Genomic DNA, 22,395 nt, shown 5'->3' with positions numbered 1-22,395 from the left:
ATCATGCCCGGGAGGTCGGCGGGCACCTCTCCTCCACCCCCGCCACCCAGGATCCGGCCGCCCGTAGCGCGGCGGCGCCCGCCGGCAGCGGCAGGCCCAGAAAACCGTGGAAGACCCCCGGGTGGAGCTGGAGCGTGCAGTCGACCCCGGCCCCCGCCAGCCGGCGGGCGTACGCGAGGCCCTCGTCGCGCAGCGGGTCGCAGTCGGCGAGGACGATCAGGGCGGGCGGCAGGCCCGACAGGTCGCGGGCGCGCAGCGGCGAGACGTGCGGGTGCTCCGGGTCGCCGCCGTACGCGTCCCAGTACCAGGCCATGTGGGCGGCGGTGTGGAAGTAGCCCTCCGCGTACGTCTCCACGGAGGCGGAGTCCATCCGGGCGTCCAGCGGCGGATAGAACAGCACCTGTCCCGCGACGAGTTCGGGTGCGCGCAGGGCGGTCACGGCCGCGAGGTTGCCGCCGCTGGAGTCCCCCGCCAGCACCACCCGGCCGGGGTCGCAGCCGAGCGCGCGGGCCCGCTCCCGGGCCCAGAGCAGGACCGTCAGCGCGTCGTCGGGCGCCGCCGGCCAGGGGTGTTCCGGGGCGAGGCGGTAGTCCGCCGAGACGACCACGGCGCCTGCCGCCAGGGCCAGGGAGTGGCAGGTCGCGTCGTGGGTGTCCAGGCCGCACATGACCCAGCCGCCGCCGTGCAGGTACACGACCAGGGGCCGGCCGGCCCGGCCGGGCGCGGGATCGTAGATCCGCACCGGGACCCCGTCCGCGATGGTGTCGGACACCGAGGCCACGGCCGGACCCTCCCGGCCGGACCCGGACGCCACGGCCGCCCGCAGGGCGCGGAGGTCGCCCGGCCCCGGGAAACCGGCGGTCATCGCGTCGCACAGCGTCCGGGCCCGCGGTGAGAGCGCGTCGGCTGCGAGGTGGCCTCTCATGCCGTCGTCATCCCCCCGTCCACGGTGAACTCGCCGCCCGTGATGTACGAGGAGGCGTCCGAGCAGAGGAAGAGGACGAGCTCCCCGACCTCCTCCGGGCGGCCCATCCGCCCCAGCGGTACGTGCGACCAGTCCCGGCCCGCCACCGCCCCGGCCACCATCGGGGTGTCGATGGCCCCCGGGTGCACCGAGTTGACCCGGATCCGGTCCCCGGCGAGGTCGAGCGCCGCCGAGCGGGTCAGTCCGCGCAGCGCGAACTTGGTGGATCCGTAGGCGGCATGGCCCGGTATCCCGACCAGTCCGGCGGTGGAGGAGATGTTCACGACGGAGCCGCCCCCGCCCGCCCGCAGCACGGGGGCCACCGCCTGGATGCCGAGGAACGGGCCGAGCAGGTTGACCCGCAGGAGCGCCTCGAAGTCCTCCAGCCGCTGCCGCTCCACGTGGGCGGTGCGCCACAGGGCCGCGTTGTTGACCAGCGCCGAGATGGTTCCGAAGGCGCCGACCGACCGTTCCACCACCGTCGCCCAGCCCGCCGCGTCGGCCACGTCGTGGCGGACGTACAGTCCCTGGTCGCCGAGCCCGGCGGCCACCGCCCGGCCCTCCTCCTCCCGTACGTCGGTGACGACGACCCGGGCCCCCGCCTCCGCGCACAGCCGGGCCTCGGCCGCGCCCTGGCCGCGTCCGGCGCCGGTGATCACGACGACCTTCCCGTCGAGCCGCCCGCCCATGGCTCAGCCCTCCAGCGCGCGGAAGTGCGGGATGGTCTCCATGCGCACCTCCTGGGGGGCGGTGCCCATCCGTATGAAGATCATCGAGAACGTCACGGTGCGGTCCCTCCATCCGGATTCCGAAGAAGTGCTTCGAATAGGAATACTTCTAGCAGGCACATCCTGCAGGGGGAAGGGTGCCGCGGGGACCGGTCGTAGACTGCGCTGCGTGGCAGACGAGACGAACAAGCGGACGCTCCCCGCGACCAGCTGGGCGGTGCTCGGGCTGCTCTCCTTCGGGGAGGAGCTCTCCGGTTACGACCTGAAGAAGTGGTCGGACCGGTCTCTGCGCTTCTTCTACTGGAGCCCGTCGTTCAGCCAGATCTACAGCGAGCTCAAGCGGCTGGAGAAGGCCGGCTACGCGTCCTCGCGGATGGTCGCCCAGGACACCGGGACGCGCGACAAGCGGGTCTACCGGATCACGGACGAGGGCATGGCGGCCGTACGGGAGTGGGCCCGCGAGACCCCCGTCGACCCGCCGGTCCTCAAGCACGGACCGATGCTGCGACTGTGGCTGGGGCACCTGCTGGAGCCCGAGCAGATGCGCGAAGTCCTGCTCCAGCAGCAGGAGTTCGCGGAGGGGATGCGCCTGCGCGCGGTCGCCGACGCGGAGGGCGCGAAGGACGGGAGCGCCTGGGCGTACCCGACGCTCACTCTCAGGTGGGCCGAGCGGTACTACGCCTCCGAGCGCGATCTCGCGGCCGCGATGCTCGACGACATCGACGAGCTCGGCGGGTCCGGCGGGCCCGACAGGCCGGACGGTCCCGGCGAGCTTCCGTAGGAACGCCGGAGGTACAGCGGCGGAGGACCGCCGCGGTGCGCGGTCGGCGCGCTGCCGTACGCTCACGCCATGACGGGCAGTGCGATCGACCTCCGCAAGGTGGAGGAGACGGCTCCGGCACTCGTGAGCCTCTACAAGAGCGCCGGGGTCTCCCTGCGCAAGTACGGCATGGAGGGCGGCCGGGCGGCGGTCTACCTGGTGCTGGACTACTCCGGGTCGATGAAGCCGTACTACGCGGACGGCAGTGTGCAGGCCCTGGCGGACCGGGTGCTGGGGCTGTCCGCGCACCTGGACGACGATGCCCGCGTGCCGGTGGTCTTCTTCTCGACCGAGGTGGACGCGGTGGAGGAGATCTCCCTGGCCGGGCACGAGGGCCGGGTCACCGAGATCGCCTCCCGGCTGGGCCACATGGGCAAGACCGCCTACCACGCGGCGATGGACGCGGTCATCGACCACTACCTGGACTCGGGTGCGACGGCGCCCGCCCTGGTCGTCTTCCAGACCGACGGCGGGCCGATCAACAAGCTCGCGGCGGAGCGGTACCTGTGCAAGGCGGCCCGGCTGCCGCTCTTCTGGCAGTTCGTCGGCTTCGGCAACACGCGCAGCACGCAGTTCGACTTCCTGCGCCGGCTGGACGAGCTGCCGGTTCCGGCGCAGCGGGTAGTGGACAACGCGGGGTACTTCCACGCGGGAGCGGACCCGCGCGCGGTGCCGGACGCCGAGCTCTACGACCGCCTGGTCGGGGATTTCCCGGCCTGGCTGGCGGCGGCACGCGGGGCGGGCATCGTGCGCGCCTGACCCGCGCCCGCCGGTGCCCGCGCTTTGATGGACGTATGACGCATACCAGCTGGGCAGTCTTCGAGCAGGCGGAGCCGGAGTTCGCTGCGGCCGTCCAGGCCCGTTTCGCGCAGTATCCGCACCACGTCCTGGCCACCCTGCGCAAGGACGGCTCCCCCCGCGCGGCCGGGCTGAACGTCGACATCCGGGGCGGGGAGCTGTGGCTCGGCATGATGTTCGGCTCGATGAAGGCCAGGGACCTCCAGCACGACCCGCGCTTCGCCCTGCACACCAACCCGGGCGCGGGCGAGGACATGCCGGACGGGGACGCCCGGATCTCCGGGCGCGCGGTGGAGCTCGTGGACCCGCCCGAGCTGCACCGGTACGCGGAGGAGACGGAGACCCCGCACCCCTTCCACCTCTTCTACGCCGACCTGACGGAGGTCGTCCGGGTCCGGGTGGAGGGCGACGAGCTGGTGGTGCGGTCCTGGACCCCGGAGCACGGCCTGCGCACCCTGCGCCGGGCCGACGACGACGAACCGCCGCGCGAGGACCACGACGCTCTCTAGCGCTCCGGCCGGGTACGACAAATTCGTTACCCGGCGGCCGAAGTGCCGTGATACACAACCGAAGTGCACAAGATATTGGAGTTCCCCGAGGTCCTGCGGCTGATCGAAGACCGCTCGGCCGCGTTCCGCGCCGCGATCGCGTCCGCCCCCGACCTTGACGTCCAGGTCCCGACCTGCCCGGACTGGACGCTGCGCGAACTGGCGCAGCACCTCGGTGACGGCCGCCGCCGCCAGGCCGCCATCGTCGCGGCGGGCCCGGGCGCCGAGCCCCCGGCGAGGACGGACCCGAAGGGCGCCCCGACCGCGCCCCGCGACCGCGAAGCCCTGGACGCCTGGCTCGCCGAGTCGACCTCACTCATGCTCGACGCGATGCGCGAGGCCGGCCCGGACCGCGGCTGCTGGACCTGGTGGGGCCGCTCGCAGGCCCCGGAGACCAGTGAAGCCCTGGCCCGGCACCAGATCCAGGAGTTCGCCGTCCACACCTACGACGTCCAGCTCACCCTGGGCGCCGCACAGCCGCTGCCGACGGACGTCGCGGTCGAGGGCGTCGACGAGTTCCTGACGACCGTCTCGGCGACGAGCGTCCCCTGGCCGTTCAAGCCGGCGACCATCGACCTGCACGCGACCGAGGGCGGCTCCTGGCGCCTGACCCTCGACGCCGACGGCGTCCGCTGCGACGACCTCGCCGCCGACGCGGAGCCGGGCGACCTGGTGATGCGAGGCGCGGCGAGCGAACTGGTCCTCTACTTCTACGACCGCATCCCGCTCGACAGCGTGGAGAGCACCGGCGACACCGAGCCGATGGAGCAGCTCGCAGGGTGGGACCCGAACGCGTAGACGTGTACGTGTGACGTGTCTGCCGGCTGCCTCCTAGAAACCCTTGCGGCCGACCGGGCCGAGGGCGGCGGGGTTCACGTCCACCCAGCTGCGGTCGATGGTGAGGCCGACCCCGCCGTAGGTGGCCTTGTGGTCGCCGCGGAACTGGTGGGCACGGCGCGGGCCGGCCCACTTGGCGGTGCCCTTGGCCAGGCCCATGTCGGCGTCGCCCACGGTGGCCGAAAGGTTCCAGCGCGCGGACCAGAGTACGTCCGGCATGGCGTGCGGGGCCTGGTGGTAGTGGGCCTTCAGCGCCTTGACCCCGGAGCTCACCGAGACGTAGGCGGCGGAGCGGAAGCCCAGCTCGTGCAGCCGGTCCGTCCAAGCGGTGAGGTAGGCGACGACGGGGGCGTCCCAGGTGGCGCGGTCGGTGTAGTTCTCCAGGTCGTTGTAGAGCACCGTGCCCTCGGCAAGCCGCAGCGACCGGGCCGCGTCCACCGCGCCCTCGGCGGCCTCCCGGCCCTGCGCATTGGCCTCGGAGGGGTCGGTGGACAGGCCGGTGCCGGCATGGTGCCAGGGCTGCGGGCCCACCCAGATCGGCATCAGGTGCCAGCCCGCGGCGGCCTGCCGCTCCACCCAGCGGGCCGTGAGGCGCGGCTGTGCGCAGGCCCGGGCCCGGCCGCCGATGTAGACGCCGATCGCGCCGAAGGGGGAGGCGGCCCGCCAGGCGTCCATGGTCTTCTGGGTGGGGGCGGTACAGGCGTCGAAGCCCTCGCCCTTGAAAGGGTCCTGGGCGGTACGGGGCTTCGGGCCGCCGGTGGCCGGCACGGCCACGACGGGGGGCCGGGCGGGCGCGGGCGCCACGGCGCGGGCCCGCGCCAGGACCCGCCGCACGCCGTCGGGCGTGGCCCCGTAGGAGACGGTGGCCATGATCCCGGACCGGTGGAGGGCGTACCGCAGCTCGTTGCTGTCGGAGCGGGGCGGGACCTCGCGCGGCAGGCTCCGGGAGTCCACGTCGACGGTCGGGACGTCGGCGCGCTCCGGGGCTCCGTCGAGGGGTTCGAGGTGCAGGGTGTCGGCGCGGCCGGCCACGGCCCGGCCGGTGCACTCGGCCTGGGTGCCGGCGTGGCCGAGGTACAGGGTGGGCAGGTCCAGGCGCAGACAGGCGTCGGGGTTCCGGTCGAGGTCGACGACCCTCCAGTCGGCGGGGAGGGCGAGGCGCAGGCCCCGGTAGTCGACGGTCTGCGCCTCGGCGGCGGGAGCGGCGCCGGCGGACGTGCCGGGGATCAGCAGGGCGGTGCCGAGCAGGCCGCTCAGCAGCGTTCGGATGGGGGCCATGATCCAGATGGGTACCAGACGGCGGCCGCCGCGAACTGTGCGCGTGCGGAATGCAGTTGGCCCGTCCGGCCTATCCCCGCCCAGCCGGGCCCGCCGGCCCGGGTCACCTGCACGAGTGACGCGGGCCCGGGCCCGTCACCGCGGGCCGCGGGCCCGGTACGGCTGGGCGAGTAAGGTCGAGGGGGCGGCCGAAGCCAGTTGCGTTGGCTTCGGCCGCCCCTTTTTCCCCTTCTCCGCGACCCGGTCAGACGGCCCGGCGGCGCAGCCACCAGGAGCAGAACCCGGCCAGCAGCCCGGAGAGCGCGAGGAAGATCCCCGTCTCGATCCACTGGAAGGTCCAGTAGCGGTCGGCGGGCTGGTAGTCGACCTCTATGTGGAGGTCCGAGGTGGCGAAGCAGCCGAAGGGGTCCGCCTTGGGATCGGCGCAGCCCTTGGCCCCTCGGACCTCGTGGCCGGCGGGGTCGAGCACCGCACCGGGGTCGGACACGACCCAGACGCCGGGCTTGAGGACCCCGACCCGCAGATGGGTGTCGTCTCCGGAGCCCATCAGCTGGACGTGGTTCCCGTTCCAGCCCTCCGCCGGAGCGCCGGACGATCCGTCGCTGCCGGTCGGCGCCATGACGAGGGAGCTGAGCGCGACGTCGGCGCGCTCCGGCGTCATGTAGTGCGGGCGGATCGCGAAGGGGACGAGGATCTGGACCGCGAGGAAGGCGACGAGGGTCGCGGCCATCGCGGGCACGGTGCGCCGGATCAGGAGTCCGGCGCAGGCGCCGAGGGTGAAGGCGAACGCCGCGTAGCCGAGGGGGACGATCGCCCGCCCGCTGAACATGAGGGCGGTGAACCGGTCCAGGTTGACCTGGTCGATGGGGTGCGCCCACCAGGTCACCAGGAGGCTGAGCAGCCCGGTGACGGCGACGGCGGTCAGGCCGACGCCCGCGAGCTTGACCAGGAGCCAGTGGCCTCGGGTGATGCTCTGGTTCCAGATGAGCCGGTGGGTGCCGGTCTCCAGTTCACGGGCGATCAGCGGGGCGCCCCAGAAGAGCCCGATGATGCCGGGGGTGGCGAGCAGCAGGCTCGTCACGTAGTAGGTCAGGGTCCGGTATTCGACGACCAGCGCGTTCCGGGCCCTTTCGCAGTCGCCCCGGCAGTCGGCGACGGTGCTGTCGTAGAGGTCACGCATCTGGAGGCCGGTGACCACGAGGAATATCGCGAGCGCGGCCAGGACGGCGAGCGCGGCGAGGGTCTGGACGCGGTATTGGCGCCAGGTCAGCCAGATCATCGCTGGTTCTCCCGGGTGGGTCGGTGGCCGGACCCGGCCGTGGCCTGGCTCATGTAGGTGAGGACGAGGTCCTCCAGGTTGAGCGGCTCCAGGACCCAGGAGGGATCCTGGACCGCCTTGTCGGAGCGCACGATGAAGGTGCTCTGCCGCTCGGTGTGGGTCTCCAGGACGACCCGCATGCCCTGGGGCAGGGTGGCCGCCTCGCGGCGGGCGGTGGTGAGCCGGAAGTGGGTGGCGAGCAGGTCGTCGACGTCGCCGGAGAGCTGGACCCGGGAGGCGACCAGCGAGATCAGGTGGTCGCAGACCCGTTCCAGGTCGGAGACCAGGTGCGAGGAGAGCACCACGGTGGTTCCGTGTTCGGCCACGACCTCCATCAGGCTCTGCAGGAACTCCCGCCGGGCCAGCGGGTCCAGGGCGGCGACGGGCTCGTCGAGGATCAGCAGCTCGGGCCGTTTGGCCACGGCGAGGGTCAGGGCCACCTGGGCGCGCTGGCCGCCGGAGAGCTTGCCCGCCTTCTGGGCGGGGTCCAGGCCGAGCTGCCGGATCCGCTCCTCGGCCAGCTGTGCGTCCCAGCCCGGGTTGAGCCGGGCGCCGAGGCGCAGGTGGTCGGCGATGGACAGCCCCGCGTAGGTGGGGGTGTCCTGGGCGACGAAGCCGACCTTGGCCAGCTGCCCGGGCCCGGAGGCGGGCCGGCCGCCGAGCACCTCGATGCTGCCCGAGGTCGGGCCGATCAGCCCGCAGGCCAGCTGCAACAGGGTGGACTTCCCGGCCCCGTTGGGCCCGACCAGGCCGACGACCCGCCCGGACGGCACGCTCAGGGTGCAGTCGCTGAGCGCCACTTTGCGGCCGTACCGCTTGCCCAGCGCGCGGGCTTCCAATATGGCGGTCATTTCTCCTCTTCGGTGTGCGTGTGCGGGTCCGTGCCGGTGCGGGCGCGGAAGGTGCTCAGGAACAGGGCCTCGATGCTCTCCTCGCCCAGCCCGGCGGTCCGCGCCTTGTCGAGCCACAGCTGCAACTCCCGGCGGAGCGGCTCGTGTTCGGAGAGCGAGTCGTCGCTGAGCGTCCCGGAGATGAAGGTGCCGACCCCGGGCTTCTTCGCGACCAGGCCCTCGTACTCCAGCTCCCGGTAGGCCTTGAGCACGGTGTTGGGGTTGATCGCCACGCCGGCCGCGACGTCCTTGACGGTCGGCAGCCGGTCCCCTTCGGCCAGCAGGCCCAACCGCAGTGCCTGTCGCACCTGGTGGACGAGCTGCATGTACGGGGCGACGCCGGAGCGGGCATCGAGGTGAAACTCGATCACTGTCCTCCTCTATTCATCTAGCTTCCTAGCACTATAGGACTACGCATATCCGATCACTGTCAACCGAGTGGACGTCAACACGGCCGCGAGCGGCCCGGATTGGGGACGGAGCGGACTGAGTACGCGTACTCAGGCAGATGTCAGTACCGCTGGGTAGCGTCACGACTGTCCGACGAACGGACGACACGACAACCTGGGGGATGACATGAAGAAGCACACGACCGCCCTGGCGGCCTTGGCCCCGGCTCTCGCACTGGCCCTGGCGGCGAGCCCGGCCCAGGCCGCGCCGACGGGCGAGGTCATCGGCTACCCGGGCCCCGACGGCCTGATCTGGATCGCCGACCAGGCCGGTTCCAGCGGCTTCGTCTCGGGCGGCCTCTCCGCAGAGCTGGACACGTTCATCACCTTCGGCTGCGCCGAGGGCGGGAGCATCGAGGTGTCGTTCCGCCTCGACGAGCACCCGGACCGCAACCCGGCCCCCTTCACCGTCGACTGCCCCGGCACGGACCCGACGGTGGTCACACTCCCCCTCGGCACCGGCCTCCACGGCGGCTTCACCGCGTGGGTGACCGCCTCGACCCCGACCACCCACTGGGGCGCCACGGTCACCCAGCCCGAGTAGCCCCGAACACACCGCAGCGCCCGCCACCCCTGGTCGGGGACGTGGCGGGCGCTGCGACTTGAAGCCGGGCTCCGTCGCATAGCGCGGAGTCGACGGAGCGGGCTTCAGGTGTGGGAGGCATGGTGAGCGGCGGTGAGTGGACCAGTAGGTCGATGCCGTATCTGACCGCCCAGCCGCCGGGCGCGGCGGACGCGTGGACGGAGGAGGCCGCGACAGCAGGACGGCGGGGCAGTCGGCGCATCCTGCATGCCGGAGAGGTGGTAGCCCCCGCCCGCGTCGCCCTCATGCTCGGGCCGGCGGCCGGAAGTACGGTCGCAACGCGACACAGGCTGATCGAACTCGACTACGAGCCGACGGAGTTGACCGACACGTACTACCCCAGGGACATCGCCGTCGGCACGGCGCTCGCCGGCGCGGCGAAGATCCGCGGCGACGCCGTGACGCTGCCGGCCGCCCTGGGCCTCAGTCTCCAAGATCCCCGATCTCGTCACCCGCGATCAGCTCTGCGTCTCCTCGCGGCGTCCGACAGCGGCCGCATCGGGTACGAGGAGCAGCTTGCCGGTGGTACGCCGAGCCTCCAGATCGCTGTGGGCCTGGGCGGCCTCGGACAATGCGTAGCGGCCCGTTACGGTGACCTCGAGCGCCTTGGAGCGCACCCACTCGAACACATCGGCGGCCCGTCGGAGCAGTTCGGACCGATCGGCGATGAAGTCCCCGAGGCTGGGCCGGATCAGGGTCAGCGAACCGCCGTGGGCGAGCCGCATCGGATCGAACGGCGGCACGGCACCACTTGCCGCGCCGAAGAGCACGAGATGGCCGCGGGTTCGCAGGCTGGCGAGGCTCGCATCGAAGGTGTGCGCGCCGACGCCGTCGAAGACAACCGGCAGTCCCTGACCGCCGTTGAGCCGCCTCACCTCGGCTGCGAGATCGTCGACCGCGGAGGAAAGAATCACCTCAGCGGCCCCGGCACGCTTCGCCAGCCCGGCCTTCGCCGTAGTCGACGTCGTGCCGATCACCCTGCCGCCGAGATGGGTGATGAGCTGGGTCAAAAGCAGCCCCATGCCGCCAGCAGCCGCATGCACGAGCACCGTGTCGCCCCCCTGAACCGGGTAGGCGTCCTTGACGAGATAGTGCGCGGTCATGCCTTGGAGGAGCACGGCGGCGGCTGTCTCGAAGCCGATGTCGTCGGGCAGCGGCACCAGCCGGGAGGAGTCCACGACGGCCCGCTCGGCATACGTACCGGGAATCTCCACCCAACCGACCCGGTCCCCCACTGCGACGTCAGCGACGCCGGGTCCGACTTCGACGACCGTGCCGGCGCCCTCGGCGCCCGGGGTGAAGGGCAGCGGGAGGCTGTACCGGCCTTCGCGGTGGTAGACGTCGAGGAAGTTGACCCCGGATGCGGCGACCTCCACGACCGCCTCGCCGGGACCCGGCCGCGGCTGGTCCACCGTGGCCTCCTGCAGCACCTCGGGACCGCCCACTTCGTACACCTGAATCGCTCGCATGGCCCTCCAATAACGGCTCATCCCCACCAACCCCGTTGATGGCGATCAACGGCTCATCCCCACCAACCTCGTTGATGGCGATCCGATTCCCGGCAGCAGACCAGCCCGCCGCCCCCGCCGAGAGCCGAGACGCCTGCTCCGCACCCGGGCGACGAACCGGGCCCTACCGGCCCCAGACCAGCGGCAAGGTCGAACGCTTCAACCGCACCCTGCTCGACGAATGGGCCTACGCCCGCCCCTACCGGTCAGACATCGAACGCCGCGAAGCGTTCGCCGGCCGGCTCCACTCCTACAATCACCACCGCGGACACACCGCACTCGCAGGCAAACCACCCGCAAGCCGCGTCCCAACCTGACGAGGCAATACCACCTGAGGCACGTCGGCGTGCGGGTCGTGGAGGCCGTGACGTCGCAGATCCCGCGCGAAGAGGAACGTGAGCGACTGCGTCTCGGGGCGGGTGAACCGGTCCTGCGCCTGACCCGCACCACCTACGACGCCGGGGACCGCCCCATCCAGGCGGACGTGATGCTCATGCCGGCCGGACGCCAGCAGTTGCGCTACGAGATCAGGCTCGGCCCTGCACAGCCTGGATGAACGGAGCCCATACGGCGGCGGGGAAGAGCAGGACCGGCCCGGCGCCGGCCAGCTTGCTGTCGCGGACCGGGACGATGCCGGGGAGGTCGTCGGACACCTCGACGCAGCTGCCGCCGTCTCCGTTGCTGTACGAGGACTTGCGCCAGGACAGGCCGTTCACGTCTGCACGCACGTCGCGTACTCCTCCGCCACCGACTCGATCAGGGTCAGGGACACCTCCGGCGACAGCGCAGCGGCCCTGGCAAGATCGTATGACCTCCAGTAGCGCTGAACCAGGGCCGGATAGTCGAGCAGCTGCCCTGAGTGGGGGCCCTCGGTGTACGCCACATCGGGCGCGTCGGTGAACTGCATGATGGTCATCATCGAACCCAGCGCTCCATGGGCCCCGGCCGCGAACGGCACGACCTGCACGGTGATCCGGTGGGCACGGGCGTACGAAGCGATGTGCCGCAACTGAGCCGCCATCACAGCAGGGCCTCCTACCGCTGTGCGCAGCACCGACTCGTGCAGGACCACCCACATCTCAGGGGTTTCCGGATCGACGAGAAGTCGTGCGCGTTCGATGCGTGCCGCGACCAGGGCGTCAACACGCTCGGCAAGCGCAGTCGGCTTGGCGGCCCGGATCACCGCCCGGGCATAGGCCTCCGTCTGGAGCAGCCCCGGAACCAGGGTGGGGGCGTACTCGTAGAGGGCCGTCGCCAGTCCTTCCAACTCGGCCGCGGCGGCGAAGTATTCGCTGTGCTTGGATTTGAACGCCCTGGCCAGACGGAAGAAGTAGTCCCCCGTGTCGAGCTCCCGGTCGATGAGCCTGGCGATCTCGGGGCGCAGCCGACGACGCCCGCTCTCCATCATCCCGACGTACGCCCCCGTGGCGAAGATGCGCTCGCCCAGCCCTTCCTGGGTCAGCCCCGCCGCCTCGCGCTTCCCCCGCAGCTCCTCGCGGGCGAACTCCTCCGGCGTCTGCGCCCCACCCTCGTCATTCGGCTTGGCCATGAGCCAACTCCCCGCCTCCGCAGTGCCCTCGCTCCGCGAAAAGCGTAGTCCCGGCCGCAGCGACGGTTCAGCGGAACGCATTGATACGACTACTCAACGCCACAGCGCCCGCCACCCCTGGTCGGGGACGTGGCGGGCGCTGTGTCGGGTGTTCCGTACACCGTTGTACGGACCGTATGAGGGGTCCCGCCCTTCGCGGGGCGGGGGTGCCGGCGGTGCTACACCGTCAGCGAGCGGTCCGTCGGCTTGACCGGGTACGGGAGGGCGCTGCTGCCGGTCAGGAAGCGGTCCACGCCGCGGGCGGCCGAGCGGCCTTCCGCGATGGCCCAGACGATGAGCGACTGGCCGCGGCCCGCGTCGCCGGCGACGAAGACGCCGTCCACGTTGGTCGCGTAGGAGGCGTCGCGGTCGATGTTGCCGCGGGCGTCCAGCTCCAGGCCGAACTGCTGGACCAGACCGTTCGCCTGGTCCGTGCCCGTGAAGCCCATCGCCAGGGTGACCAGCTGCGCGGGGAGGACGCGCTCGGTGCCCGGCTTCTGGACGAGCTTGCCGTCCTCGAAGGCGACCTCGACCAGGTGGAGGGCCTGGACGTTGCCGTCCTCGTCGCCCTCGAAGTGGGTGGTGGAGACGGAGTAGACCCGCTCGCCGCCCTCCTCGTGGGCCGAGGTGACCTTGTAGAGCATCGGGAAGGTCGGCCACGGCTGGTTGGAGTTACGGTCCTCGCCCGGCTTGGGCATGATCTCCAGCTGCGTGACCGAGGCCGCGCCCTGGCGGTGGGCGGTGCCCACGCAGTCCGCGCCGGTGTCGCCGCCGCCGATGACGACCACGTGCTTGCCCTCGGCCGTGATGGGGGGCGCCATGAAGTCGCCCTCCTGGACCTTGTTGGCGAGCGGCAGGTACTCCATCGCGAAGTGGATGCCGTTGAGCTCGCGGCCCGGGACCGGCAGGTCGCGGGAGACGGTCGCGCCCGCCGCGACGACCACCGCGTCGAACCGCTTGCGCAGGTCGGTGGCGGTGATGTCGCGGCCGACCTCGACGCCGGTGCGGAACTTGGTGCCCTCCGCGCGCATCTGCTCGATGCGGCGGTTGATGTGCACCTTCTCCATCTTGAACTCGGGGATGCCGTAGCGCAGCAGGCCGCCGATGCGGTCCGCGCGCTCGTACACGACGACGGTGTGGCCGGCCCGGGTCAGCTGCTGGGCGGCGGCGAGTCCCGCCGGGCCCGAGCCGATGACGGCGGCCGTCTTGCCGGACAGCCGCTCCGGCGCCTGCGGGGTGACGTCGCCGTTGTCCCACGCCTTGTCGATGATCGAGACTTCGACGTTCTTGATGGTCACGGCGGGCTGGTTGATGCCGAGCACGCACGCCGACTCGCAGGGGGCCGGGCACAGCCGCCCGGTGAACTCCGGGAAGTTGTTCGTCGCGTGCAGGCGCTCCGACGCGGCGGTCCAGTCCTCGCGGTACGAGAAGTCGTTCCACTCCGGGATCAGGTTCCCGAGCGGACACCCGTTGTGGCAGAACGGGATGCCGCAGTCCATGCAGCGGCCGGCCTGCTTGCTGATGATCGGGAGCAGCGAGCCCGGGACGTAGACCTCGTTCCAGTCCTTCAGCCGGTCGGCTACGGGACGGGTGCAGGCGGTCTCGCGGGGGGTGGTGAGGAAGCCCTTCGGGTCAGCCATGGGTCGCCGCCTCCATCATCTTCTCCGTGGTCTCGGATTCCGAGAGTCCGGCGAGCTCAGCGGCGTCCTTGGCGGCGAGCACTGCCTTGTACGTGGTGGGGATGATCTTGCTGAAGCGGTCCACCGCGACGGACCAGTCAGCCAGGAGCTTCGCGGCCACGGTCGAGCCGGTCTCCTCCTCGTGGCGGCGCACCACATCGTGCAGCCACTGCTTGTCGGTGTCGGACAGGACGGTCTCGACCGCGCCCGCGTTGCCGACGTTGACGTTGTGCGGGTCGAGGTCGATGACGTACGCGACGCCGCCCGACATGCCGGCCGCGAAGTTGCGGCCCGTCTCGCCCAGGACGACCGCCCGGCCACCGGTCATGTACTCGCAGCCGTGGTCGCCCACGCCCTCCGAGACGACCAGCGCGCCCGAGTTGCGGACGCAGAAGCGCTCGCCGGTGCGGCCGCGCAGGAACATCTCGCCGCCGGTGGCTCCGTAGCCGATGGTGTTGCCGGCGATGGTGGAGTACTCGGCGAGGTGGTCGGCGCCGCGGTCCGGGCGGACCACGATGCGGCCGCCGGAGAGGCCCTTGCCGACGTAGTCGTTGGCGTCGCCCTCCAGGCGGAGGGTGACCCCCTTCGGGACGAAGGCGCCGAAGGACTGGCCGGCCGAGCCCGTGAAGGTCAGGTCGATGGTGTTGTCGGGCAGGCCCGCACCGCCGAACTTCTTCGTGACGTGGTGGCCGAGCATCGTGCCGACGGTCCGGTTGATGTTGCGGATCGCGACCTGGGCGCGGACCGGCTGGGCGGACTCGGCGCTCTCGGCGTTCAGCGCGTCGGCGGCGAGCTCGATCAGCTCGTTGTCGAGGGCCTTCTCCAGACCGTGGTCCTGCTCGATCAGGGCGTGGCGGACCGCGCCCTCGGGCAGCTCCGGCACGTAGAAGAGCGGCTCCAGGTCGAGACCCTGCGCCTTCCAGTGCGTGACGGCCGCGGTGGTGTCGAGCAGCTCGGCGTGGCCGACGGCCTCCTCGATCGTACGGAAGCCCAGCTCGGCGAGGAGCTCGCGCACCTCCTCCGCGATGTACTCGAAGAAGTTGACGACGAACTCGGGCTTGCCGGAGAAGCGGTCGCGCAGGACCGGGTTCTGGGTGGCGATGCCGACCGGGCAGGTGTCCAGGTGGCAGACGCGCATCATGACGCAGCCGGAGACGACGAGCGGCGCGGTCGCGAAACCGAACTCCTCGGCGCCGAGCAGCGCGGCGATGACCACGTCACGGCCGGTCTTGAGCTGGCCGTCCGTCTGGACGACGATCCGGTCGCGCAGCCCGTTGAGCAGCAGGGTCTGCTGGGTCTCGGCGAGGCCGAGCTCCCAGGGGCCGCCCGCGTGCTTGAGCGAGGTGAGCGGGGAGGCGCCCGTACCGCCGTCGTGGCCGGAGATGAGGACGACGTCCGCGTGGGCCTTGGAGACACCCGCGGCGACCGTACCCACGCCGACCTCGGAGACCAGCTTCACGTGGATGCGGGCGACCGGGTTGGCGTTCTTGAGGTCGTGGATCAGCTGAGCCAGGTCCTCGATGGAGTAGATGTCGTGGTGCGGCGGCGGGGAGATCAGGCCGACGCCCGGGGTGGAGTGCCGGGTCTTGGCGACCCACGGGTAGACCTTGTGGCCGGGCAGCTGGCCGCCCTCGCCGGGCTTGGCGCCCTGCGCCATCTTGATCTGGATGTCGTCCGCGTTGACCAGGTACTCCGAGGTCACGCCGAAGCGGCCGGAGGCGACCTGCTTGATGGACGAGCGGCGCGCCGGGTCGTACAGGCGGTCCGGGTCCTCGCCGCCCTCACCGGTGTTGGACTTGGCGCCCAGCTGGTTCATGGCGATGGCGAGGGTCTCGTGCGCCTCCTTGGAGATGGAGCCGTACGACATGGCGCCGGTGGAGAAGCGCTTGACGATGTCGGCGACCGACTCGACCTCGTCGATGGAGATGGCTTCGCGGTCCGACTTGAAGCCGAACAGGCCGCGGAGCGTCATCAGGCGCTCGGACTGCTCGTTCACCCGGGCCGTGTACTGCTTGAAGATGTCGTACCGGCGGTTGCGGGTGGCGTGCTGGAGGCGGAAGACCGTCTCCGGGTCGAACAGGTGCGGCTCGCCCTCGCGGCGCCACTGGTACTCGCCGCCGATCTCCAGCGCGCGGTGCGTGGCCGCGATGCCGGAGGCCGGGTACGCCTTGGCGTGGCGCGCGGCCACCTCCTTGGCGATGACGTCCAGGCCGGCGCCGCCGATCTTGGTGGCGGTGCCGTTGAAGTAGGTCTCGACGAACTCGTCGTTGAGGCCGACGGCCTCGAAGACCTGGGCGCCGCGGTAGGAGGCGACGGTGGAGATGCCCATCTTGGACATGACCTTCAGGACGCCCTTGCCGAGCGCGTAGATCAGGTTCTTGATGGCCTGCTCCGGCTCCAGGCCGGACAGGAAGGTACCGGCGCGCAGCAGGTCCTCGACGGACTCCATGGCGAGGTACGGGTTGACCGCGGCCGCGCCGTAGCCGATGAGCAGGGCGACGTGGTGGACCTCGCGGACGTCACCGGCCTCGACGAGCAGACCCACCTGGGTGCGCTGCTTGGTGGCGATGAGGTGGTGGTGCACGGCGGAGGTGAGCAGCAGCGACGGGATCGGCGCGTGCTCGGCGTCCGAGTGGCGGTCCGAGAGGACGATCAGGCGGGCGCCGTTGGCGATGGCCGCGTCGGCCTCGGCGCGGATCTCCTCGATCCGGGCGGCGAGGGCCCCGCCGCCGCCGGAGACCCGGTAGAGGCCGGAGAGCGTGGCGGCCTTCATGCCGGGCATGTCGCCGTCGGCGTTGATGTGGATGAGCTTGGCCAGCTCGTCGTTGTCGATCACCGGGAAGGGCAGGGTGACGCTGCGGCAGGTCGCGGCGTTCGACTCCAGCAGGTTGCCGGCCGGGCCGAGCGAGGACAGCAGCGAGGTGACGAGCTCCTCGCGGATGGCGTCCAGCGGCGGGTTGGTGACCTGCGCGAAGAGCTGGGTGAAGTAGTCGAAGAGCAGCCGGGGGCGCTCGGAGAGGGCCGCGATCGGGGAGTCCGTACCCATGGAGCCGAGCGGCTCGCCGGCGGTACGGGCCATCGGCGCGAGGATGACGCGCAGCTCTTCCTCGGTGTAGCCGAAGGTCTGCTGGCGGCGGGTGACCGAGGCGTGGGTGTGCACGATGTGCTCGCGCTCGGGCAGGTCCGACAGCTCGATCTCGCCGGTCTCCAGCCACTCCGCGTAGGGCGCGGCGGCGGCCAGCTCGTTCTTGATCTCGTCGTCCTCGATGATCCGCTTCTGGGCGGTGTCGACGAGGAACATCTTGCCGGGCTGCAGGCGGCCCTTGCGGACGACCTTGGCCGGGTCGATGTCGAGGACGCCGACCTCGGAGCCGAGGACGACGAGGCCGTCGTCGGTGACCCAGTAGCGGCCGGGGCGCAGACCGTTGCGGTCGAGGACCGCGCCGACCTGGGTGCCGTCGGTGAAGGTGACGCAGGCCGGGCCGTCCCAGGGCTCCATCTGCGTGGAGTGGTACTTGTAGAACGCGCGGCGGGCCGGGTCCATGGAGGTGTGGTTCTCCCACGCCTCCGGGATCATCATCAGCACGCTGTGCGGGAGGGACCGGCCGCCGAGGTGGAGCAGCTCCAGGACCTCGTCGAAGGAGGCCGAGTCGGAGGCGTCCGGGGTGCAGATCGGGAAGATCCGGTCCAGCGCGCCCTCGCCGAAGGCGGCGCTCGCCAGCTGGGACTCGCGGGCCTTCATCCAGTTCCGGTTGCCCTTGACCGTGTTGATCTCGCCGTTGTGCGCGACGAAGCGGTACGGGTGGGCGAGCGGCCACGACGGGAACGTGTTCGTGGAGAAGCGCGAGTGGACCAGGGCGACGGCCGAGGCGAAGCGGCGGTCGGAGAGGTCCGGGAAGAAGGGCTCCAGCTGGCCGGTGGTCAGCATGCCCTTGTAGACGATGGTGCGGGCGGAGAGCGACGGGAAGTACACGCCGGCCTCGCGCTCGGCGCGCTTGCGCAGCACGAAGGCCTTGCGGTCCAGCTCGATGCCCGTGCTGCCGTTGCTGACGAACAGCTGCGAGAAGGCCGGCATGGTGGCGCGGGCGCCGTTGCCGAGCAGGTCCGGGCTGACCGGGACCTCGCGCCAGCCGAGGACCGTGAGGTTCTCCTGGGCGGCGAGGGCCTCGATCTGCTCCACGGCGACGGCCTGTGCGGTGCCGTCGGCGGGGAGGAAGGCGATACCGACGGCGTAGCCGCCGGCCTCGGGGAGCTCGAAGCCGGCCACCTCGCGCAGGAACGCGTCGGGGACCTGGCTGAGGATTCCGGCGCCGTCGCCCGAGTCCGGCTCGGAGCCGGTCGCGCCGCGGTGCTCAAGGTTCCGCAATACGGTCAGGGCCTGCTCAACGAGTGTGTGGGTGGCCTCGCCGGTGAGGTTCGCCACGAATCCGACGCCACAGGCGTCCTTCTCGTTGCGCGGGTCGTACATGCCCTGCTGGGCGGGGCGACCGTCCATGGGCGACCAGGCGGTGGTGCTGGGGCCGGTCGCGGAGTGCGTGGATGCGGAACGCATCGGCTCTCCCGTCGTCGTCGTGGCATATGTGCATAGCCGAGGGACGACGTTGGCCCTCTGCGAAATTTCGTGCAGATTACATGATGACGACAATCCCGAGAAGCGGATACGCCATTCCAGCATGCGGACTGCACGAGGCAGAAAGAGGGGACTTTCGCGGCGCTCTACGGAGGTATCGCGCGAGGCGGAGGTCCCGGTGCAGGGCGGGCATCGTTGCCCGGAGCCCTGGTGTGATTCCCGGCGGACACGGATTCGAAACCGCCGGGTAACGGACTACTTATGTTGCGTACTGCATAGTGTCTCACTCCAGGGGCGGTCAGCCTATGGCTGCGCCGATCCAGGTTCCCAGGATGTACGTCACACCGGCGGCCGCGCCACCCAGGACCAGCTGGCGTACGCCGCTGTACCACCAGGACCGGGCGGTGACCCGGGAGACGACCGCACCGCAGGCGAAGAGGCCGACCAGCGCGAGCAGCACCGCGGGCCACAGGGCCGTGGCACCGAGCAGGTACGGCAGTACGGGCAGCAGCGCACCCAGCGCGAAGGAACCGAAGGACGAGACCGCGGCGACCAGCGGCGAGGGCAGGTCGTCGGGGTCGATCCCGAGCTCCTCGCGGGCGTGGATCTCCAGCGCCTGCTCGGGATCGCGCGACAGCTGCATGGCGACCTCACGGGCGAGCGACGGCTCGACCCCGCGGGAGACGTAGAGCTCGGCGAGCTCCTCCATCTCGTCGACCGGGTGCTTGCGCAACTGCTGGCGCTCCACGTCCAGTTCGGCGAGGACCAGTTCGCGCTGCGAGGCGACGGAGGTGTATTCGCCGGCCGCCATCGAGAAGGCGCCGGCCGCGAGACCCGCCAGCCCGGTGATGACGACGGTCTGCGGGGCGACGGCGCCGCCGGCCACACCGGTCATCAGGGCGAGGTTGGAGACGAGCCCGTCCATGGCCCCGAAGACGGCCGGCCGCAGCCATCCACCGTTGACGTCGCGGTGGGTGTGGTTGTCACGGTGCGCGGTGTGCAGCGGTGCTTCGATGTCGATGATGGACATGCGTGGAATCTCCCCAAATGTGCGTACGGACGGCGTGGGTCGTCCCGCTCCCCCTGAACACCTCGAAACTACGCACGATTTCTGCCGCCCGCCAGCAAGGAAGGCCGTACTTACCTGGGCTTTTGTGGGTCGGCGACCGGGTGACGGGGGTGTTCTCGGGGTGTTTCGCGACGAGCGACAAACCACATGCCATGGCACAAATCCCCCAAGGGCTCATGATGAGCCCCATCCAATGTGGGAGAGGCGCGCCATGGAGCCGGTGAAGCTGATTGCATGCAATCCGCAGGTCCTCCTCGAACGGGCCAGGGGCGCTCTTCTCGGACTCGCGGTGGGCGACGCGCTGGGCGCCCCCGCCGAGAACATGAAGCCGTCGGAGATCCGGGCCAGATGGGGCCGCATCGAGGGGTTCGTGTCCGAGGACCCCGCGGGCACGGACGACACCGAGTACGCGATCTTCTCGGGGCTGCTGCTGGCCCGGCACGGCTCGGCGCTCACCGTCTCCCACGTGGAGCGGGCCTGGCACCACTGGATCGCCGACCTGGACGAAGGGCCGTTCCGGGGCGCCGGGTTCTCGGAGCGCGGCACCCTGGAGAACCTCCGCCGGGGCCTGGCCGCGCCCATCTCGGCGCAGCACCGGCACGCCTGGTCCGACGGCCTGGCCATGCGGGCCGCGCCGTTCGGCGTCTTCGCCGCGGGCCGGCCCGCGGAAGCGGCCCGGCTCGTCGCCATCGACGGCTCGGTCAGCCACGACGGCGAGGGCATCTACGGCGGCCAGGCGGTCGCGGCGGGCGTGGCCGCGGCCATGGCCGGGGGCTCCCCGGCCTCGGTGGTGTCGGCGGCCCTGTCCGTCATCCCGTCCGACTCCTGGACGGCCCGCTCCCTGCGCCGGGCGGTCACCGCCGCCCCGCGGGGTGAACGTGCGGTGCGCTCGGCGGTGGTCATCGGCGGCTACCCGTGGACGGACCTGGCCCCGGAGGCGGTCGGCCTGGCCTTCGGGGCGTTCGCCGCGTGCCGGGGCGACTTCCCGTCCTCCGTCCTCACCGCGGTGAACATGGGCCGCGACGCCGACACCACGGCGGCGGTGGCGGGCGCCCTGGCCGGCGCGCTGTCGGGCGCCGCCGCGATCCCCGCCGCCTGGTCCTCGGCCATCGGCCCGGTCCGCGGCAGCTGCCTCCCCTCGATGCGGGGCTACCACGTCCTGGACATCGCGGACCTCCTCACCCCGGAATGCGAGGCCGCCCGATGACCCTCTCCCCGGACGACGTGACCACCACGTCCCCGCCCCCGCCCGAGCCGAGCCCCGCCCCGACCGGGCGGGTCCTCCGGAACCCCCCGCCCGCCACGGATCCGGCTCCCGCCGAGCAGCTCTCCGGTGGCCCGCAGTCGGGCGGACCGGGCCTCGCCGAGGCGCCGCCACGCGCCCTGCCGGCCCCGCCGACGGCTCCGGCGGAGCCCAAGCCCCTAGGCCCGGCCCCGGTCGGCCGGGCGGCGGCGCGCATGCTGCCGGCGGGCCCGGTCACGGGTACGGGCCCGGGTGGGCCGGCACTGCCCGAGGCGACGCGGGCCCCGGGTGCGGCCGGAGGCGTCCTCGCGCCCGCCCCCGGGACGGGGTCCCGGATCGTGGTCCGGGCCGGGGCCGGGGTCCTGGCCCGGGAGCAGTCCGCCGGGCTCCCCGCGGGGAAACCGGCCCGCCCCATCGAAGGCCTCCTCCTCGGGCTCGCCGCGGGCGACGCGGCCGGGTGGCCCGCCGCCCGGCACCGCGCCAGCCGCATGCCCGAGTGGACCCGCCGCCTGACCCGCGAGCTCGACACCTTCGCCGAGCAGAACGCCACCACCACCCTCCCCGTCCCCATCGCCCTCAACCAGCCCCCCGAGCCCCTCCGCCTCGGCCCCTCCGACGACGCCGAGTGGGCCGCCTTCGTCGCCGAGTCCGTGCTCACCGCCGCCGGCGTCCTCCTCAGCGACCTCAGCAGGTCGAGAAGGATGCGCGCGGCCATCGACCTCGCGTGGAACGCCCTGGCCTCCGAGGTCGCCGCGGCAGCGGAACGCGCGCCCGAGGTCGAGTCCGCCGTCCTCCCCCTCCGCGCCCGGATCTCCGTCCGCGCCGGCCTCGGCAATCTCGCCACCGGCCTGCGCCCGCCCGCCACCGGCCACGACAACCCGCACTACTTCGACGACGCCGCCTGCGTCCGCGCCTGCGTCCTCGCCGTCGTCCATCCCGGAGACGCCCGCGCCGCGGCCGACCTCGCCGAGTTCGACGCCCGCTACACCCAGGACGGCGACGGGGTGCACGGTGCCCGTGCCATGGCGGCCGCCATCGCCACCGCGCTCACCACCCCCGACGTCGACGCCGCCGTGGATGCCGCCCTCGCCCAGCTCCCCGAGGCCACCGAGATCGGCCGCAACGCCCGGCACGCCGTCCGGCTCGCCCGCACCCGCACCGACGGCGGCGGCGCCTTCGCCATCGTCCCCACCCTCGAACACGAGATCGTCGACCACGTCTACAGCTACGGGATCGCCGCGGCCGAGACCGTCCCCGTGGCCCTCGCCCTCGCCACCGCGGCCCGCGGCAGGATGACCGAGGCCGTACCGGCCGCCGCCTGCCTGTCCCGTGTCGCGGACTCCGCGCCCGCCCTGGCCGGAGCGCTGACCGGCGTACTCGGCGGCGGCGACTCGATCCCCGCCGCCTGGCGCGAGGCCTGCCGCACCCTCTCCGGCTGCGCCCTCCCCCGCCTCGCCGGCACCGACCTCGTGGAACTCGCCGCGCTCCTCGCGGCCACGGAACTCACCTCACCCAAGGGATGATT

20 protein-coding genes and 1 pseudogene are annotated in these 22,395 nt (G+C 72.0%); 9 read left to right on the top strand and 12 right to left on the bottom strand.

Going from position 1 to position 22,395, the window contains the following annotated elements:
• Position 1: 1 nt before the first annotated feature.
• Together Sspor_RS30670 and Sspor_RS30665 are read right to left on the bottom strand one after the other, a co-directional pair.
• On the bottom strand, positions 2-925 hold the full coding sequence (locus Sspor_RS30670) for an alpha/beta hydrolase (RefSeq protein ID WP_202201998.1): 924 nt from the start codon (positions 923-925) through the stop codon (positions 2-4).
• On the bottom strand, positions 922-1,653 hold the full coding sequence (locus tag Sspor_RS30665; protein WP_202201997.1) for an SDR family NAD(P)-dependent oxidoreductase: 732 nt from the start codon (positions 1,651-1,653) through the stop codon (positions 922-924). Before Sspor_RS30665 ends, Sspor_RS30670 begins: the two co-directional genes overlap by 4 nt.
• Positions 1,654-1,852: 199 nt before the next feature.
• Between Sspor_RS30665 and Sspor_RS30660 the strand changes: the two genes are divergently transcribed.
• From Sspor_RS30660 to Sspor_RS30645, 4 genes are all read left to right on the top strand, one after another.
• Complete coding sequence (locus Sspor_RS30660; RefSeq protein ID WP_373318912.1) at positions 1,853-2,473, top strand: helix-turn-helix transcriptional regulator; 621 nt, start codon at positions 1,853-1,855, stop codon at positions 2,471-2,473.
• 69 nt (positions 2,474-2,542) lie between these two features.
• Positions 2,543-3,271 (top strand): VWA domain-containing protein, encoded by a 729-nt coding sequence (locus Sspor_RS30655; RefSeq protein ID WP_202201995.1) that lies wholly within the window; start codon positions 2,543-2,545, stop codon positions 3,269-3,271.
• 35 nt (positions 3,272-3,306) lie between these two features.
• Positions 3,307-3,819: a pyridoxamine 5'-phosphate oxidase family protein gene (locus tag Sspor_RS30650; RefSeq protein ID WP_202201994.1), complete on the top strand. Its 513-nt coding sequence runs from the start codon at positions 3,307-3,309 to the stop codon at positions 3,817-3,819.
• 63 nt (positions 3,820-3,882) lie between these two features.
• Positions 3,883-4,656, top strand: coding sequence for a maleylpyruvate isomerase family mycothiol-dependent enzyme (locus Sspor_RS30645; RefSeq protein WP_202201993.1), 774 nt, complete (start codon positions 3,883-3,885; stop codon positions 4,654-4,656).
• A 33-nt stretch (positions 4,657-4,689) separates the two neighbouring features.
• On the opposite strand, the gene Sspor_RS30640 is transcribed toward Sspor_RS30645, so the two are convergent.
• From Sspor_RS30640 to Sspor_RS30625, 4 genes are all read right to left on the bottom strand, one after another.
• On the bottom strand, positions 4,690-5,973 hold the full coding sequence (locus Sspor_RS30640; RefSeq protein ID WP_202201992.1) for a DUF1906 domain-containing protein: 1,284 nt from the start codon (positions 5,971-5,973) through the stop codon (positions 4,690-4,692).
• Between the two features lie 244 nt (positions 5,974-6,217).
• Positions 6,218-7,252 carry an ABC transporter permease gene (locus tag Sspor_RS30635; RefSeq protein WP_202201991.1) on the bottom strand — a complete coding sequence of 345 codons (1,035 nt, stop codon included), beginning with the start codon at positions 7,250-7,252 and terminating at the stop codon, positions 6,218-6,220.
• A complete protein-coding gene (locus tag Sspor_RS30630) occupies positions 7,249-8,142 on the bottom strand; it encodes an ABC transporter ATP-binding protein (protein WP_202201990.1) in 894 nt (297 codons plus the stop codon). The genes Sspor_RS30635 and Sspor_RS30630 overlap by 4 nt, the downstream gene beginning before the upstream one ends.
• A complete protein-coding gene (locus tag Sspor_RS30625) occupies positions 8,139-8,552 on the bottom strand; it encodes a GntR family transcriptional regulator (protein WP_237404102.1) in 414 nt (137 codons plus the stop codon). Before Sspor_RS30625 ends, Sspor_RS30630 begins: the two co-directional genes overlap by 4 nt.
• 205 nt (positions 8,553-8,757) lie before the next feature.
• Here Sspor_RS30625 and Sspor_RS30620 point away from each other — a divergent pair, with 205 nt between their 5' ends.
• Positions 8,758-9,174, top strand: coding sequence for a hypothetical protein (locus Sspor_RS30620; protein ID WP_202201989.1), 417 nt, complete (start codon positions 8,758-8,760; stop codon positions 9,172-9,174).
• A 497-nt stretch (positions 9,175-9,671) separates the two neighbouring features.
• On the opposite strand, the gene Sspor_RS30615 is transcribed toward Sspor_RS30620, so the two are convergent.
• Positions 9,672-10,682, bottom strand: a complete 1,011-nt coding sequence (locus Sspor_RS30615) for a quinone oxidoreductase family protein (protein WP_202201988.1) — start codon at positions 10,680-10,682, stop codon at positions 9,672-9,674.
• 149 nt (positions 10,683-10,831) lie between these two features.
• On the opposite strand from Sspor_RS30615, the pseudogene Sspor_RS30610 reads away from it, so the two are divergent.
• Together Sspor_RS30610 and Sspor_RS30605 are read left to right on the top strand one after the other, a co-directional pair.
• Positions 10,832-11,038, top strand: a pseudogene (locus tag Sspor_RS30610) (integrase core domain-containing protein); the annotation flags it as partial.
• 29 nt (positions 11,039-11,067) lie between these two features.
• Positions 11,068-11,277, top strand: coding sequence for a UTRA domain-containing protein (locus tag Sspor_RS30605; RefSeq protein WP_308295837.1), 210 nt, complete (start codon positions 11,068-11,070; stop codon positions 11,275-11,277).
• On the opposite strand, the gene Sspor_RS30600 is transcribed toward Sspor_RS30605, so the two are convergent.
• The 5 genes from Sspor_RS30600 to Sspor_RS30580 form a co-directional block, all read right to left on the bottom strand.
• The gene (locus Sspor_RS30600; RefSeq protein WP_237404101.1) at positions 11,249-11,449 is read right to left on the bottom strand and encodes a DUF397 domain-containing protein; all 201 of its coding nucleotides are present in this window, start codon (positions 11,447-11,449) and stop codon (positions 11,249-11,251) included. The genes Sspor_RS30605 and Sspor_RS30600 overlap by 29 nt on opposite strands.
• Positions 11,434-12,270 carry a helix-turn-helix domain-containing protein gene (locus Sspor_RS30595; RefSeq protein ID WP_202201987.1) on the bottom strand — a complete coding sequence of 279 codons (837 nt, stop codon included), beginning with the start codon at positions 12,268-12,270 and terminating at the stop codon, positions 11,434-11,436. Before Sspor_RS30595 ends, Sspor_RS30600 begins: the two co-directional genes overlap by 16 nt.
• Before the next feature lie 218 nt (positions 12,271-12,488).
• The gene (locus tag Sspor_RS30590) at positions 12,489-13,949 is read right to left on the bottom strand and encodes a glutamate synthase subunit beta (protein WP_202201986.1); all 1,461 of its coding nucleotides are present in this window, start codon (positions 13,947-13,949) and stop codon (positions 12,489-12,491) included.
• The gene (gene gltB, locus Sspor_RS30585; RefSeq protein ID WP_202203968.1) at positions 13,942-18,483 is read right to left on the bottom strand and encodes a glutamate synthase large subunit; all 4,542 of its coding nucleotides are present in this window, start codon (positions 18,481-18,483) and stop codon (positions 13,942-13,944) included. Before gltB ends, Sspor_RS30590 begins: the two co-directional genes overlap by 8 nt.
• Positions 18,484-18,856: 373 nt before the next feature.
• The gene (locus tag Sspor_RS30580; protein WP_202201985.1) at positions 18,857-19,588 is read right to left on the bottom strand and encodes a VIT1/CCC1 transporter family protein; all 732 of its coding nucleotides are present in this window, start codon (positions 19,586-19,588) and stop codon (positions 18,857-18,859) included.
• 259 nt (positions 19,589-19,847) lie between these two features.
• Here Sspor_RS30580 and Sspor_RS30575 point away from each other — a divergent pair, with 259 nt between their 5' ends.
• Both Sspor_RS30575 and Sspor_RS30570 read left to right on the top strand, forming a co-directional pair.
• Positions 19,848-20,834 carry an ADP-ribosylglycohydrolase family protein gene (locus tag Sspor_RS30575; RefSeq protein ID WP_237404100.1) on the top strand — a complete coding sequence of 329 codons (987 nt, stop codon included), beginning with the start codon at positions 19,848-19,850 and terminating at the stop codon, positions 20,832-20,834.
• Complete coding sequence (locus tag Sspor_RS30570; RefSeq protein WP_372499621.1) at positions 20,831-22,393, top strand: ADP-ribosylglycohydrolase family protein; 1,563 nt, start codon at positions 20,831-20,833, stop codon at positions 22,391-22,393. Before Sspor_RS30575 ends, Sspor_RS30570 begins: the two co-directional genes overlap by 4 nt.
• Positions 22,394-22,395 lie beyond the last annotated feature (2 nt).

Source organism: Streptomyces spororaveus (assembly GCF_016755875.1).
In the GTDB taxonomy this organism is placed as follows: domain Bacteria; phylum Actinomycetota; class Actinomycetes; order Streptomycetales; family Streptomycetaceae; genus Streptomyces; species Streptomyces spororaveus.
The sequence above is the reverse complement of the archived record's forward strand: the minus strand, read 5'-3'. Positions and strand labels throughout refer to the sequence as shown.